This is a genomic window from Methanosarcina thermophila TM-1 (assembly GCF_000969885.1).
GTDB lineage: Archaea > Halobacteriota > Methanosarcinia > Methanosarcinales > Methanosarcinaceae > Methanosarcina > Methanosarcina thermophila.
In genome coordinates, this window is the sequence record NZ_CP009501.1 from 930339 (window position 1) to 944396 (window position 14058).

The following is a 14058-nucleotide window of genomic DNA, read 5'->3' on the forward strand; positions in this document are numbered from 1 at the left end:
GACAAAGCCTTCAAACCTTGTTGCCCAATCTTAATCCAACTGTCTTACCGTGCCGTAGAACTTTTGCCTATCAGGTTTTCGTCATTTCAAATTTTTATGAATATTACTTGTTCCACTCTTTTTATTATTGCGCATTCTTATTCTGTCACACTTTCTATATATTTTTATTCACTCATAGATTATCCATATCCAGTTGGGCACTTTATATCAAGATTTCAGGCTGGTCTTTTCCCAGTTAGCGCTTTTTTAACTTAATGATCCTGAATTCTGTCTTTACCAGTTCTGAGATTTCTTCATCATCCTTTTATCTCTTTCATTTTACCCTTTTGGCCTCTTTCTGCTCTTTTTTACCCCAATCTTCTTCGGTCAGATTTCTTTTTGCCTCAATATTCCTGATGTCTTAATTTTGAGAGAAAAGTTTAATATGGATAGCTTCTATCAATAGTGCTACACTGCGGGCTCGTGGGGTAGCCAGGATATCCTAATGGGCTTCGAAGTAAGATTCTTACGAAGATACCCATTGACTCGTGTTCGAATCGCGGCGGGCCCGCTAACTTATTTTTTCCATCCTTCCTGACGTTGTAAAGGAAGCTTATCCTTTTCTGGATTATTTCTTTCAGAGCTGAAAACAGATAATTGGCACTCTTATGCAGATATCCCACAGGATCTAAAAATATAGCAAGTCAATTTAATATATTATTATTAATATACTTCTTCATGGGAAAGGGGGATAAACAGGAAAGAATTTGCTGGCAGAACAGGGGCTTATAAATCAATATAACAACTTGGCGAGAAAGACATTACCTGAAAATTGATTCATTTCTATGTTTTTTTGACATCTTTTGTCACTGAGAGCTCATAGTAGGTTGGTTTGAACTTTCATTATCACCCTTGATTCTTACCAGTCGTCCCAGAAAAAAAATACTCAGTAATAAAAACGGTACGATGCAGCTAAGAAGAAGCTGTTAAAGGTCAATATGGAGAGTAAAAATAGTACCCTGAACCTTGGCACGGTTATTTCGGTCCGCGGCAGCATTGTAGACGTATTTTTCGAGAAGCATTTGCCGCCTGTATACACGTTGCTGCGTACAGGAAAAGAAAACCAGATTGCTATTGAGGTTTTGACCCAGCTTGATGCTCACCGTCTCCGCGGAATCGCTCTGACTCCTACCGAAGGTCTTGCTCGAGGCATGAAAGTGATAGATACAGGTGGACCTTTGAAGGCGCCTGTTGGTAAGGGAATCCTCTCACGAATGTTCGATGTATTTGGAAATGCCATAGACGGCAAGGAGCAGCCATCCGATATTCAATGGCGTTCTATACATCAGGCTCCGCCGCCACTCTCACGTCGGTCTACAATTTCTGAGGTCTTCGAGACTGGCATCAAGATTATAGATGTGCTGGCACCTCTTGAACGCGGTAGCAAGACTGGGCTCTTCGGGGGAGCAGGGGTTGGCAAAACTGTCCTGCTAACAGAAATGATTCACAATATGGTCAAGCATCATCAGGGAGTAAGCATATTTTGCGGCATAGGCGAACGCAGCCGCGAAGGGGAAGAGCTTTATCGTGACATGAAAGCTGCAGGGGTGCTCCCCAATATGGTCATGGTTTTCGGACAGATGAACGAACCTCCAGGCGCTCGTTTCCGGGTAGGTCATACGGCTCTGACAATGGCAGAATATTTCCGGGACGATGAGCATCGCGATGTGCTGCTGCTAATAGATAACATTTTCCGGTTTATCCAGGCTGGTTCTGAGGTATCCGGCTTGATGGGACAGATGCCTTCACGCCTTGGTTACCAGCCGACACTGGGCACTGAGCTGTCAGAACTTGAAGAACGCATTTCCAATACAGACGCTGGAGCCATTATGTCAATTCAAGCCGTGTATGTGCCGGCTGATGACTTTACGGACCCTGCGGCTGTGCATACATTCTCGCATCTTTCTGCTTCGCTTGTTCTTTCGCGCAAAAGAGCAAGCGAAGGACTCTATCCAGCTATTGATCCTTTGCAGTCAAATTCCAAAATATCTACACCTGGCGTTATAGGCGAAAGGCATTATCGTCTGGCTCAGGAAATCCGGCAGACACTTGCACAATACGCCGAACTCAAGGACATTATATCTATGCTTGGCTTGGAGCAGCTGTCGCAGGAAGACCGCAACGTGGTAGCCCGTGCCCGCCGACTGGAACGTTTCCTTACACAGCCGTTTTTCACTACAGAACAATTCACAGGCTATAAAGGCAAATTTGTCGCCCTTTCCGATGCGCTCGAGGGCTGTGAGCGTATTTTGCGCGATGAATTCAAAGAATATGCTGAAAGCGATCTTTACATGATTGGAACAATTGACGAAGCAGTAGCCAAAAAATCAAGCAGGGAAAGATCATGAACTCAGCACTCATGGATCTTAAAATTCTCCTGCCTTTCAAGGTCTTCGCAGATAAGAAAGGCGTATTACGCATAGTTGCCGAAACTCGTGCGGGTTCACTTGGACTTCTGCCACATCGACTTGATTGTGTTGCAGCTCTGGAGCCCGGAATCCTTACCTACGAAACCGAGGCTGAAGGCGAGATTTATGTTGCAGTCGATGAGGGAGTACTGGTAAAAACCGGTCCAAATGTGCTGGTTTCTGTGCGCAATGCCGTTGCCGGAACAGATCTGAGCCAGTTGAAAGAAACCGTAGAGAATGAGTTTTTGGCTGTAGATGAGACCGAGCAAAAAGTCCGTTCAGTGATGACAAAGCTGGAAATCGGGCTTATACGTCGCTTAGCAGAGTTTCGAAGTGGTTGACAGAATGGCAGAAAAACCTTCAAAAGACGAACCCCGTCTGGTCCGCCAGGTTGGGGCAAAGGCTGAACGCAAGCTCAGAGCACAGAGCCAGGTGAACCGGACTATCTGGCTTGGTTTAGGTATGATGGGGCTTATAGGCTGGTCAGTGGCAGTTCCAACCCTGCTTGGTGCTGCACTTGGGCTCTGGCTGGATGAACATTATCCAGCAAGCTATTCCTGGACGCTCACCATGCTGATTATTGGCTTATTCATCGGCTGCCTGAATGCATGGTACTGGGTAAGCAGGGAGCATAGGGAAATGCAACAGAACGAGGAGGATAACAATGAATGATGCTTTAAATCTCGTCTCGGCGCTGGCAGCTGGTTTTTTGCTAGGAGCTTTTTTCTTCGGAGGTCTCTGGTGGACGGTTCAGAGGGGGCTTTCATCCAGACGACCTGCATTGTGGTTTCTCGGCAGCCTGCTGCTGCGTACTGGCATTTCTGTTGCTGGATTTTACCTAGCTTCAGGAGGTCACTTGGAGAGGCTGTTAATATGCTTATTCGGGTTTTTCGCTATGCGCAGTGTTGTGCTCAGAATCACCAGACTCCAGGAGGAAGAACCGAATCAGTTAATAAAGGAGGCCAGTCATGCGAATTAGCCCTGATGAGCTGATTTTCTGGCAGTACGGATTTATCAAGCTCAACGCTACCATTGTGTACACCTGGGGACTGATGCTTTTAATGGCAGTCGGCTCAAAAATCGTTACAGACAAACTTTCCACAGGTCTGAAACGTTCTCGCTGGCAGAATGTTCTGGAAATTATTGTCACGGGTATTTTGAAGCAGATTGAAGACGTCGGCCTGGATAAGCCGCGAAAGTATCTGGACTTTCTGGGTACACTCTTTCTGTTCATTGCCGTAGCTAACCTCTGTATTATTATTCCAGGCTATGAACCACCTACCGGCTCTCTTTCAACCACTGCTGCGCTTGCATTATGCGTGTTTGTAGCTGTGCCGCTCTTCGGGATTGAAGAGCAGGGAGCTGGCAACTACCTGAGGTCGTATACAGAACCCACGATTATTATGCTGCCGTTTAATATAATCAGCGAGGTATCCCGCACCATATCTCTGGCAATTCGTCTGTTTGGTAATATTATGAGTGGCACGATGATCGTTGCCATTTTGCTGACCATTGCGCCGTTCATCTTCCCGGAGCTCATGATTGCTCTAGGTCTGCTCATTGGAATGGTGCAGGCCTACATTTTCAGTATCCTGGCTACAGTTTATATTGCTGCTGCCACCCGAACCAGCAAATCCAGGCGTGAAACTGGGGAATAAGAATGAAATGAAAAATCTAAGAACAGAAGGGGGATATTATGGCTTTAGATAATTATACAACTATAATCGCAGTAGCGTCAATTGTCACCTCTGGCATCACTATAGGTATTGGGGTTCTAGGACCTGCAATCGGTGAAGGGCGAGCTGTTGCTACAGCTCTGAGCTCACTGGCACAGCAACCTGACGCTTCGGCAACCATTACCCGGACCCTGTTCGTTGGCCTTGCTATGATCGAGTCCCTTTCTATCTATTGTTTCGTTATCTCGATTATTCTGATCTTTGCCAACCCATTCTGGAATAGAGCAATTACCTGAGTTGCTGAGGAAAATAGCTTATGCTGATCGATTGGTTCACGGTTATTGCACAGGTACTCAACTTCCTAATACTTGTGTGGTTGCTGAAGCGCTTTCTTTATAAACCCATTCTCAACGCTATTGATGCGCGTGAGAAAAAGGTGGCAGATGAACTTGCGAGTGCCGATGCAAAAGAGGCAGAAGCACAAAGAGAGAAAGAAGAGTTCAAGCGTAAGAACGAGGAATTTGACCAAGAGCGCGCCGAACTCCTCAAAAGGGCACAGGATGAAGCAAGAGCAGAACGCCAGCGGCTTCTAGAGGAAGCACGGAGAGAAGCTTTGGATTTGAAGGCAAAACAGCTGGAAGCATTAAGGATTGACAGAGAGAACTTAAATCGGGAAATAAGCTTCCGGACTCAAAAGGAAGTTTTTGCCATAGCTAGAAAGGTTCTGAGAGATCTGGCTGGAGCAAGCCTCGAAGAAAGTGCTGTTGAAGTGTTTGCTCGAAGGCTTCACGAGTTAAAAGATGAAGAGAAGGAGCAACTGACCTCAGCTATTAGTGCGTCACCAGGTTCCGTGAATATACGCACCGCGTTCGATCTTCCACAAACACAGCGCGACCTGATAAAAAAGACAATTAAGGAAGCACTTGGTGTAGAAATTCAACCAAAATTCGAAACTACTCCGGATCTGGTCAGTGGTATTGAGTTAACAACAAACGGACAAAAAGTGGCGTGGAGTATTAAAGATTATCTCACATCTCTGGAAACAAGTATTGACGAGCTTCTGAAAGAACAGCCCGGAAGCGGGACCAAACCAGAGCCTGAACAGGATGAATCAAGGTCAAAAACCGGATCTTGAGCCGTAACCAGGCATGAAGCCACATCTAATATCTAAACCTGAACAGGAATCCGGGAACGAGCAGGAGTCTGAGAATGAACCCTAATTTTTACTGAACAAAGCGTCACTCCTGAACCAAAATCCACATAAAGGGTCGATGGACATGGAAGCTACAAGCCTGAAAGATATTTTAGATAGGGCTTTCAATGAGATCAGCGAGGTACGTGAGTCATTCACTCCAAGGCTTACTCCAAGGGAGATTGGCACTATAAAGACAGTCTCTACAGGTATTGCCAATGTCTCCGGTCTTCCTGGTGTGGGTTTTGAGGAACTGATAAAGTTTCCCGGCGATGTGTTTGGGATTGCTTTTAACGTGGACGAAGATGAAATCGGTGTTGTCCTGCTCGGCGAACACTATCATCTGAATGCAGGGGATCAGGTTGAACGTACTGGCAGGGTTATGGACGTAGCTGTAGGTGAGGGTTTGTTGGGGCGAGTAATCGATCCTCTGGGTCGGCCATTGGACGGCAAAGGACCTGTAATATCCAGTAAGCGCTTGCCTATTGAACGCCCCAGTCCAGCAATTGTGAACCGTTCTCCTGTCAGCGTGCCTCTTCAGACAGGTATCAAAGTTATTGATGCGTTGATTCCAATAGGACGCGGCCAGAGAGAGTTAATTTTAGGAGACCGTCAGACTGGAAAAACTTCAATTGCAATTGATACAATCCTCAATCAGCGCGATTATAATGTTCTGTGTGTTTATTGTGCAATTGGTCAGCGTGCGTCAGCAGTTGCCAGGGCAGTAGCAATCTTGCGCGAAAAAGGGGCAATGGATTATACTGTCGTTGTGGTGACTGAGGGCAGCGATCCCCCAGGACTAACCTATATTGCTCCTTATTCTGCTACTAGCATTGCAGAATATTTTATGGAAGCTGGTCGGGATGTGCTGATTGTTTATGACGACCTGACCAATCATGTGCGTGCTTATCGCGAACTTTCCCTCTTGCTTCGCCGCCCTCCTGGACGTGAAGCGTATCCTGGCGATATTTTTTATATCCACTCACGGTTATTGGAGCGAGCTACCCACCTGCTCGAAAAGCTCGGCGGTGGCTCACTTACTGCTCTCCCCATTATTGAAACCGAAGCACAGAATATTTCAGCTTATATTCCAACCAATTTGATTTCAATTACTGACGGGCAGATTTATCTCTCACCTTCATTGTTTGAGCTGGGAGTACTGCCTGCAGTTGATGTTGGCAAATCTGTTTCTCGCGTAGGTGGTAAAGCACAGCTTGCAGCCTACCGCGAAGTAGCTGGATATCTGAAGCTAGCCTACTCGCAGTTTGAAGAACTCGAAGCTTTTACCCGGTTTGGTGCCAGGCTGGATGAAAACACACGCAGGATAATAGAGCATGGCAGGCGTATCCGTGCCCTTCTCAAGCAGCCGGAATCCTCTCCTTTGCCCGTACTCGATCAAATTGTTCTTCTGCTTGCTTTAAATGCTAAACTTTTCGACAGCGTGCCACTTGACCGGATGGAAGAGGCTGAAGCATCCCTACGCAGAGCAGTAGTTGATATTCCTGCAGAGGTGCGCGAACATCTCAAAGCTGATGCAGAATTGACCGACAATGACCGAAAAGCAATCCTTGAGATCGCGCGTAAAGCACTGGAACATTTTCAGCCCAGCTAAAACTGAGAATGAGTCAGAAGCTAAAGCTGGAAAAAAATTCGTGCCTGAATCTCAAACATGTGATGAAACAGGGCAGGAAGCTCAAACTGAAGGAAAACCCGAACCGGAGGCTGATGAGAAACAATGAGCGAAACTCTGGCAAGTCTGCGCCTAAAAATCGATAGAGCAAAAGATCTTCAATCTGTCGTTCGAACAATGAAAGCTCTGGCAGCCTCAAATGTAGGACAATATGAAAAATCAGTCAGTGCATTGTCTGATTACTATCGTACAGTTGAGTTAGGACTGAGAACATGTTTCCGGGAAATAGGAACCTCAGTTACTCCTTCAAAACGAAAAAAACAAATGGGTACTGGCACGGTAGGTGCTGTTGTATTTGGTTCAGATCAGGGGCTGGTAGGTCAGTTTAATGATATTATTACGGATTACGCCGTCAAGAAGCTGGCAGCTTTCCCTGGCAAAGTTCAGGTTTGGGGTGTAGGTGAACGTGTTTATTCACGTTTGGCAGAAGCGGGTTTGCCACTTGTAGGGTTGTTTGCGGTACCAAACTCCGTCAAAGCTATTACTCCGCTTATAGGGCAGATCCTTTTGGAGAGCGAAAAACTTCGCAGCCAGGACGAAGATGCTGAACTCTATCTTTTTTATAACCGCCACAAAACCAGGATTACTTATGAGCCTGTCAGTCAGCGATTGCTGCCACTGGACGAGACCTGGCAAAGTGACCTGGCTAAACTCTCCTGGCCAACTAAGAACCTGCCTGAAGTCATAGGGAACAGCGAAGAAACTACGCGAGCGATGATCAGTGAATATCTTTTCGTCTCACTTTTTCGGGCTTGCGCCGAATCCCTGGCAAGTGAAAATTCGAGCAGGCTGGCAGCAATGCAGCGTGCAGACAAAAATATTGAGGATTTGCTTGAGAACCTTAGTGGAGAATTTTACCGTGTGCGGCAGAGTGGCATCGACGAAGAGCTCTTTGAGGTTATCTCAGGCTACGAAGCTTTGTCCAGATCTCGCAGTTCTGATCACCGCAAAGACGATGACTGAGCACAAACTCTGGATAAAACGAGAAACTGATAAATAAGTTCTCTATCTAGACCTGAGAGGATACTGAATTTTTGAGAAGTCACTGAATTTTTGAGAGGCTACTGAATTCTGAGAGGTTATTGAATTTCGGAGAGGTTATTAAATTTCCGAGAGATTATTGAATTTCTGAAGAGGTTACTGAATTTCTGAGAAGATTACTGGTTCTGAAAAGATCGCTGGATTCTGAAAATTATTTGCTCAGAAATAAATTTTAATGTATGGAGACCTTTACATTTATTTGAGAATTCTCAAATCTGACTTTCCAGATAATTATTTATCATCTTAGCAAAATTCTATATCATGAGCTGGTACGGAATAGAAGCAATAAATAGAGCTATCTCAAGAACAAGAAAAGCTCTTTTTGAACCTTTTGACTTCTGGAAATGGGCAAAACTCGCAATAATCATCCTGTTAGGTGGGGCTGGGTCGGGTTATGGGAGTTCGACCAATTACAGTACAGAGACGCAAGACTTAGGAAACAATTTTCCGATTATTGAGCTCCCGGAAACTTTGTTAACTCCCATGATTTTAATAGTAGTATTATTTCTTATTCTAGTTTTGATTCTTTCGTATATTTCCAGTGTCATGGAGTTTGTTTTTGTGGAATCCCTTGTTAGAAACGAAGTAAAGTTCTGGGCTTATTCACGAAGGTTCCTTGGAAAAGGATTCAATCTCCTGCTGGTGCGCTTAGCCATAGGGCTTATATTTCTGGTGCTCCTTGGAATAGCCTTTCTCCCCATTATCCTCGAAAGTCCTTCTGATTTTGCCTTGCCTGAATTGCTTGGAGAGATTTTCTGGCTTGTGGGATTATTTATCTTATTAGCTCTGCTTGCGATTGTAATAGAATCCTTTATCAGTCTTGCAATCCCAGTTTCCATTTACCGGGATAAAGGCATACTTTCAGCTTTCCGCATGATTTATGGAAATTTCAGGAAAAGCTGGAAGGAAGTTATAGTTTACTGGCTTACCAGATTCGTGCTCACGATAGGGACGAGCATTATTGTAATTATTTTCTCCGTGCTGATGACGCTGGTTCTGGGGCTTGGTTTCCTTATTTTTGACGTGGCTCTGTACTTCCTTTTTTCTCAGCTTGTATCGGAATCTCTCACCTGGATACTCCTGATCCCCTTTATCGTCATAGAACTATTTTTAATTCTGGTAATCCTTATTTTCCTTAGCGTTCCCTTTGTGGTTTTCATGAAATATCATCTGCTGAGCTTCCTCGAAGCTTGGTTTGCAGAAGCAGAAATTCCTTTCTTTGATGTTCCTGTAGTAGAACCTGAAACCGGGTTTAATAAGCCTGAGCCAGAATTTTAAACTAATTTAAGAAAGTTCAGGTCCCTGATCTTCCCCTGGCATGTATGGGAAAAGCTCAGGACTCTGAACCATTATATAAATTTATTTCTAGGCATCCAAGTCAGCTTTAAAGGCAAATTCGATATAAAGGATTCTTTAACAAACCGTTGCTCTGCAACCCTTTTACTAAAGGCTTGACCGCAAACTTTTTGAAAAAAGTTTGATCAAAAACCGGCATGATGGCGTGATAAACCGACGCAACGGTTTCTCTCAAGCTTTTTTTTAAAAGGCTTGCGCTCAAGCTTTATTAAAAAAGGCTTGGTTATAACAAAGCTTAAATCAAGAATAGCAATTACTGAATAAATTGATTGGCATGCGGAAGGTCCGTTTCTTTCAGAATAGGCAACGGCTTTCTTTCCCGAAAACGGATATTGTGTTCGTTAAATACTTATTTGAAGTTTAATATATAAGCGGCCGGTAGTAAAGTTTTCCAACAGTTCACCGGTTAAAAGTTAATAGTAACGCCTATCAGGCGGCTGCAAAATAGGATTTGCACTGACCGCACTTTCACTTTAGATAATCTTTCTTCAGGGAGACCCCTATATGATAAAAGAAATCACTGCCAAATATAATGCAGAGCAAATCGAAAAGAAGGTAACGCAGCTCTGGGAAGATAGCGAAGCTTATCAAAAAACCCGGGAGCACCGCAAGACCGGAAAAAAGCTTTTTTTTGTTGATGGACCCCCATATACGACTGGACATATCCACCTTGGGACTGCCTGGAATAAGATCATTAAAGACTCCATTCTTCGCTATTATTCCATGAATAACTATAATATCCTCGAGCGCCCGGGCTGGGATATGCACGGCTTGCCAATCGAGGTCAAAGTCGAAGGTGTGCTAGGCTTCAAATCGAAAAAGGACATAGAGAGCTTTGGGGTAGAGAATTTCATTGAAAAATGTAAAGAATTCGCTCTCACCCAGAAACAAGCAATGACTGAACAGTTCCAGAGGCTTGGGGTCTGGATGAACTGGGAAGACCCCTACATGACCTTAAAAGACAACTACATCGAGGCTGCCTGGTGGACCCTAAAGCAGGCAAGCGAAAAAGACCTGCTTGAGGTTGGCAAGCGCTCAGTCAACTGGTGCCCTCGCTGTGAGACGGCAATTGCGGATTCAGAGGTTGAATATTCCGAAAGAACCGACCCTTCCATTTATGTGAAATTCAAGGTCAAAGGTGAGGAAAACACCTTCATAGTCATCTGGACAACAACCCCCTGGACAATTCCAGCAAACGTAGCTGTAGCCGTACATCCGGACTTTGAATACTCGAAATTCAGGGCTATCAAGCAGGACGGTTCCGAAGAAATTTTGATTACGGCTACAGACCTGATCAAAAATGTCCTTAAACAGGGGAGATATGTTGACTACGAAGTACTTGAAACGATGCGCGGAGACGAACTCACGAAACTTGAGTACGAAAGCCCTATCGGGGATCTTGTGCCCATCCAGAATGAGATAAGGCACGGAGTTTATCTTGCCGATTTCGTAGCTGTAGAAAACACAGGCTGTGTACATATCGCCCCTGGACACGGTATGGATGACTTTAACCTTGGTGTGAAGTATAACCTTCCAATTCTCTGCCCTGTGGGCCCGAACGGCTCCTATACTGAGGAAGCCGGAGAATATGCAGGCAAGAATGTAAGGGAAGCAAACCCGATTGTAATTGAAGATCTCAGGGAACGCAACAGGCTGCTTGCGGAAGGGACAATCACGCACAGGTACGGACACTGCTGGCGCTGCAAAACGCCCATTATCTATCTGGCAACCGAGCAGTGGTTCCTCAAAGTTACCGAGATAAAGGATAAGATGCTTGAGGAAATCGATGCTGTAGATTGGTACCCAGATTGGGCAGGTTCAGCCCGTTTCAGAACCTGGGTGGAAGGCGCCCGGGACTGGTGTATCTCTAGGCAGCGTTATTGGGGAATTCCCATACCGGTCTGGAAGTGTAAAAAGTGTGGAAAGCTTGAGGTAATAGGAACCAAAGCCGAACTGCTGGAAAAATCAGGAACAGCCGGCGATATCGAACTTCACCGACCCTATGTAGATAAAATCACTATCCCCTGTGAGTGCGGCGGAGAGAAGAAGCGCGTAGAAGATGTTTTCGATGTCTGGTTTGATTCAGCTGTAGCGTCATGGGCTACCTTGCAGTTCCCGCAGACACGGGAGCAGTTCGATGAATGGTGGCCTGCTGACTTTATCACTGAGGGACATGACCAGACCCGTGGCTGGTTCTACTCTCAACTGGGAGCAAGCATGGTAAGCTTCGGACGGGCGCCGTATAAGAGTGTGCTCATGCACGGCTTTACGCTTGATGCGGGCGGAAAGAAAATGTCCAAGAGCCTTGGAAACGTGGTTTCACCTATAGATATCGTTGACAGGTTCGGGGCTGATACCCTGCGTGCCTATGTGCTTTCTTCAAGTGCGCCCTGGGACGACCTGAAATTCAACCTTGAAGAAGTAGAAAATATCCACCGCTCAATCAATATTCTCTGGAATGTTTTCAGGTTCCCTCTGCCATATATGGCTCTCGACAATTTTGACCCGCTGAAAATTAGCCTTGATTCCGTAAAAGACGCGCTCAGGGAAGAGGACAGGTGGATTCTCTCAAGAGTCCAATCCGTTATCAAAACCGTGGACGAAGCGATGAGCGGATATCAACTGCATAAAGCCGTGCGCGAAATCATGGAGTTTATTCTGGAAGACCTCTCCCGCTGGTATATCCAGCTTATCCGCCCAAGAACCTGGACCGAGGCTGAGGATCCCGACAAGCTTGCAGCTTATTGCGTGCTTTATGAAGTTTATGTAACCCTTACGAAGCTGATCTCGCCTTTCATGCCTTACCTGGCTGAAGAGATGTACCAGAACCTGATCCGGAACGCAGATCCGAACGCATTGGAATCGGTTCATATGTGCGATTGGCCGACAGTCAATGAAGCTTATCTCGATCCTGAACTTGAGTCAGCAATGGATACTGTGCGTTCTATTGTGGAAGCCGCCTCAAATGCCCGCCAGAAAGCAGGAAGAAAGCTCAGATGGCCTGTATCCCGAATAATTGTTTCCCCTAAAAATGAGGATGTAGCAAAAGCTGTCGAGAACTTGCGCTCAGTCCTTATGGATCAGACTAATTCCAAGTCAATTGTGCTGACGCCTGTAGGTAAGAGCTGGGATGAACTCGGGCTTGAAGTGATTCCAGATCCGGGCAAAATAGGCCCTGTTTTCAAGAAAGACGCAGGAAAAGTCATTTCTGTCCTGCAGAAAGTTGACGGCTTTGCCCTTAAGAAAGCTTTCTCTGAGGCTGGAGAGTTTGAACTTTCCCTTGCAGACGGAACAAGGGTTACAGTAACCTCGAACATGGCAAACTTCAAAGAGACCCTGCCCGAAGGTACAGCAAGTGCAGAATCCGATGCAGGCATTGTCTATGTAGATGCGAACCTGAATCCCGAACTGGAAGCTGAAGGATATGCAAGAGAAGTAATTCGCAGACTTCAGGATATGCGAAAGGAACTTGACCTTGTGGTGGATGAAAATATCCGCGCTCTGGTTAGGATCGAAGACGAAAGGGTCTTAAAGCTAGTTGAAACCCTGAAGGATCTGATCGCAGAAGAAGTAAGAGCCGATATCTTTGAGCTTGGCAGCGATATTAATGTTACCGGAGCCCTTGTAAAGGACTGGGATGTCGAAGGCATTGCCATGAAGATGGGTATCGCAAAAAAGTAAGCCCTGAAGAGGATTGGAGATCAGAGAGGTTTGGAGATCAGAGAGAAGATTGAAAATCTGAGAGAGTTAGAAGCCAAACTATAAAATGGGAAAGGATTGACTGAAATGAATTTTGCTGCCTGGGAGCCGATTTACGAACAAATACTTGAGGATTTTGGATTCGATCGTGCCGGTGATGAAGAAGCAGCCCAATTCCTTTCCCGCAAGCTGACAGAGGAAAATACTGTCAGCCTGTCCGAACTTAAAGCTCTGATCTCTGGAAAGCCTGTCCTGGTATGCGGAAATGCTCCCAAACTCAGGAGAGAGCTTTCAGAAATCAATTTTTCGGATTTTACGGTAATTGCAGCCGACGGGGCAGCCGCAGTTCTTATGGACATGGGCATTGTACCTGAGATTATCTGCACCGACCTTGACGGCAATTCAGAAGCTGATATTGAGAAAGAGATTCTTGCCTGTGAAAAGGGTTCCATTGTCCTGATCCATGCACACGGGGACAATATTGATAAACTCGAAAAATATGTACCTCGCTTTAAGAGATTTATTGCGACTACTCAGGCAAAACCTTTTGATAAGGTGTATAATTTTGGAGGATTTAGCGACGGAGATCGATGCTTTTTCTTAGCAAGGGAGTTCGGAGCAAAAAATATCAAGCTTGCAGGGTTTGATTTTGAAGATCCAGGAGTTAACACCATTAAAAAAAAGAAGTTAAAGTGGGCAAAAAAATTAATAGGTATGGTAGACTATTAAAGAGAAAGTAGTCCATTTAAAGATAATACTATATCATAAGCTTGCCGTTGTGCTTATTTTCATACATGGATTGAATCAAAAAACTTATCCTATTGAATAGCCGTCATTTATATACATATTTTACATAAAACAGGAATGATTGAAGTTATAAAGTTTAAAAATAAAAAGAGTCTTTCAATTTTTCCAACTAGATACAGGTCTCTTAAGGCTTTAAATTGAAATTAGCCA

General features: G+C 45.1%; 12 protein-coding genes and 1 tRNA gene. All 13 read left to right on the forward strand.

Features of this window, described 5'->3' with window-relative positions:
- The first annotated feature begins 456 nt into the window (after positions 1-456).
- Positions 457-550 (forward strand) — tRNA-Arg (locus tag MSTHT_RS03940).
- Between the two features lie 427 nt (positions 551-977).
- The gene (atpD, locus tag MSTHT_RS03945; protein ID WP_048166652.1) at positions 978-2387 is read left to right on the forward strand and encodes a F0F1 ATP synthase subunit beta; all 1410 of its coding nucleotides are present in this window, start codon (positions 978-980) and stop codon (positions 2385-2387) included.
- Positions 2384-2788 (forward strand): F0F1 ATP synthase subunit epsilon, encoded by a 405-nt coding sequence (locus MSTHT_RS03950; RefSeq protein WP_082086754.1) that lies wholly within the window; start codon positions 2384-2386, stop codon positions 2786-2788. Before atpD ends, MSTHT_RS03950 begins: the two co-directional genes overlap by 4 nt.
- A 4-nt stretch (positions 2789-2792) precedes the next feature.
- A complete protein-coding gene (locus MSTHT_RS03955) occupies positions 2793-3119 on the forward strand; it encodes an AtpZ/AtpI family protein (RefSeq protein ID WP_048168372.1) in 327 nt (108 codons plus the stop codon).
- Positions 3112-3426: an N-ATPase subunit AtpR gene (locus MSTHT_RS03960; protein WP_048166653.1), complete on the forward strand. Its 315-nt coding sequence runs from the start codon at positions 3112-3114 to the stop codon at positions 3424-3426. Before MSTHT_RS03955 ends, MSTHT_RS03960 begins: the two co-directional genes overlap by 8 nt.
- Positions 3416-4105 carry a F0F1 ATP synthase subunit A gene (locus MSTHT_RS03965; protein WP_048166654.1) on the forward strand — a complete coding sequence of 230 codons (690 nt, stop codon included), beginning with the start codon at positions 3416-3418 and terminating at the stop codon, positions 4103-4105. The genes MSTHT_RS03960 and MSTHT_RS03965 overlap by 11 nt, the downstream gene beginning before the upstream one ends.
- 38 nt (positions 4106-4143) lie before the next feature.
- The gene (locus MSTHT_RS03970) at positions 4144-4419 is read left to right on the forward strand and encodes a F0F1 ATP synthase subunit C (RefSeq protein ID WP_048166655.1); all 276 of its coding nucleotides are present in this window, start codon (positions 4144-4146) and stop codon (positions 4417-4419) included.
- A gap of 20 nt (positions 4420-4439) precedes the next feature.
- Entirely contained in the window at positions 4440-5258 is an 819-nt protein-coding gene (locus tag MSTHT_RS03975; RefSeq protein WP_048166656.1) for a F0F1 ATP synthase subunit B family protein, read from the forward strand.
- Between the two features lie 136 nt (positions 5259-5394).
- Positions 5395-6927 carry an alternate F1F0 ATPase, F1 subunit alpha gene (locus tag MSTHT_RS03980; protein ID WP_048166657.1) on the forward strand — a complete coding sequence of 511 codons (1533 nt, stop codon included), beginning with the start codon at positions 5395-5397 and terminating at the stop codon, positions 6925-6927.
- Between the two features lie 123 nt (positions 6928-7050).
- Positions 7051-7968, forward strand: coding sequence for a F0F1 ATP synthase subunit gamma (locus MSTHT_RS03985; RefSeq protein ID WP_048166658.1), 918 nt, complete (start codon positions 7051-7053; stop codon positions 7966-7968).
- A 339-nt stretch (positions 7969-8307) separates the two neighbouring features.
- A complete protein-coding gene (locus tag MSTHT_RS03990; RefSeq protein ID WP_048166659.1) occupies positions 8308-9324 on the forward strand; it encodes a DUF7544 domain-containing protein in 1017 nt (338 codons plus the stop codon).
- Positions 9325-9906: 582 nt separating this feature from the next.
- Positions 9907-13083 carry an isoleucine--tRNA ligase gene (ileS, locus tag MSTHT_RS03995; RefSeq protein ID WP_048166660.1) on the forward strand — a complete coding sequence of 1059 codons (3177 nt, stop codon included), beginning with the start codon at positions 9907-9909 and terminating at the stop codon, positions 13081-13083.
- A gap of 105 nt (positions 13084-13188) precedes the next feature.
- Positions 13189-13830 carry a 6-hydroxymethylpterin diphosphokinase MptE-like protein gene (locus MSTHT_RS04000; protein ID WP_048166661.1) on the forward strand — a complete coding sequence of 214 codons (642 nt, stop codon included), beginning with the start codon at positions 13189-13191 and terminating at the stop codon, positions 13828-13830.
- Positions 13831-14058 lie beyond the last annotated feature (228 nt).

Coding starts and splice junctions, on each gene's coding strand:
- ileS (WP_048166660.1), top strand. CDS start 9,907: ATGATAAAAGAAATCACTGCCAAATATAATGCAGAGCAAATCGAAAAG.
- MSTHT_RS03950 (WP_082086754.1), top strand. CDS start 2,384: ATGAACTCAGCACTCATGGATCTTAAAATTCTCCTGCCTTTCAAGGTC.
- MSTHT_RS03960 (WP_048166653.1), top strand. CDS start 3,112: ATGAATGATGCTTTAAATCTCGTCTCGGCGCTGGCAGCTGGTTTTTTG.
- MSTHT_RS03990 (WP_048166659.1), top strand. CDS start 8,308: ATGAGCTGGTACGGAATAGAAGCAATAAATAGAGCTATCTCAAGAACA.
- MSTHT_RS03955 (WP_048168372.1), top strand. CDS start 2,793: ATGGCAGAAAAACCTTCAAAAGACGAACCCCGTCTGGTCCGCCAGGTT.
- MSTHT_RS03975 (WP_048166656.1), top strand. CDS start 4,440: ATGCTGATCGATTGGTTCACGGTTATTGCACAGGTACTCAACTTCCTA.
- atpD (WP_048166652.1), top strand. CDS start 978: ATGGAGAGTAAAAATAGTACCCTGAACCTTGGCACGGTTATTTCGGTC.
- MSTHT_RS03965 (WP_048166654.1), top strand. CDS start 3,416: ATGCGAATTAGCCCTGATGAGCTGATTTTCTGGCAGTACGGATTTATC.
- MSTHT_RS03970 (WP_048166655.1), top strand. CDS start 4,144: ATGGCTTTAGATAATTATACAACTATAATCGCAGTAGCGTCAATTGTC.
- MSTHT_RS04000 (WP_048166661.1), top strand. CDS start 13,189: ATGAATTTTGCTGCCTGGGAGCCGATTTACGAACAAATACTTGAGGAT.
- MSTHT_RS03980 (WP_048166657.1), top strand. CDS start 5,395: ATGGACATGGAAGCTACAAGCCTGAAAGATATTTTAGATAGGGCTTTC.
- MSTHT_RS03985 (WP_048166658.1), top strand. CDS start 7,051: ATGAGCGAAACTCTGGCAAGTCTGCGCCTAAAAATCGATAGAGCAAAA.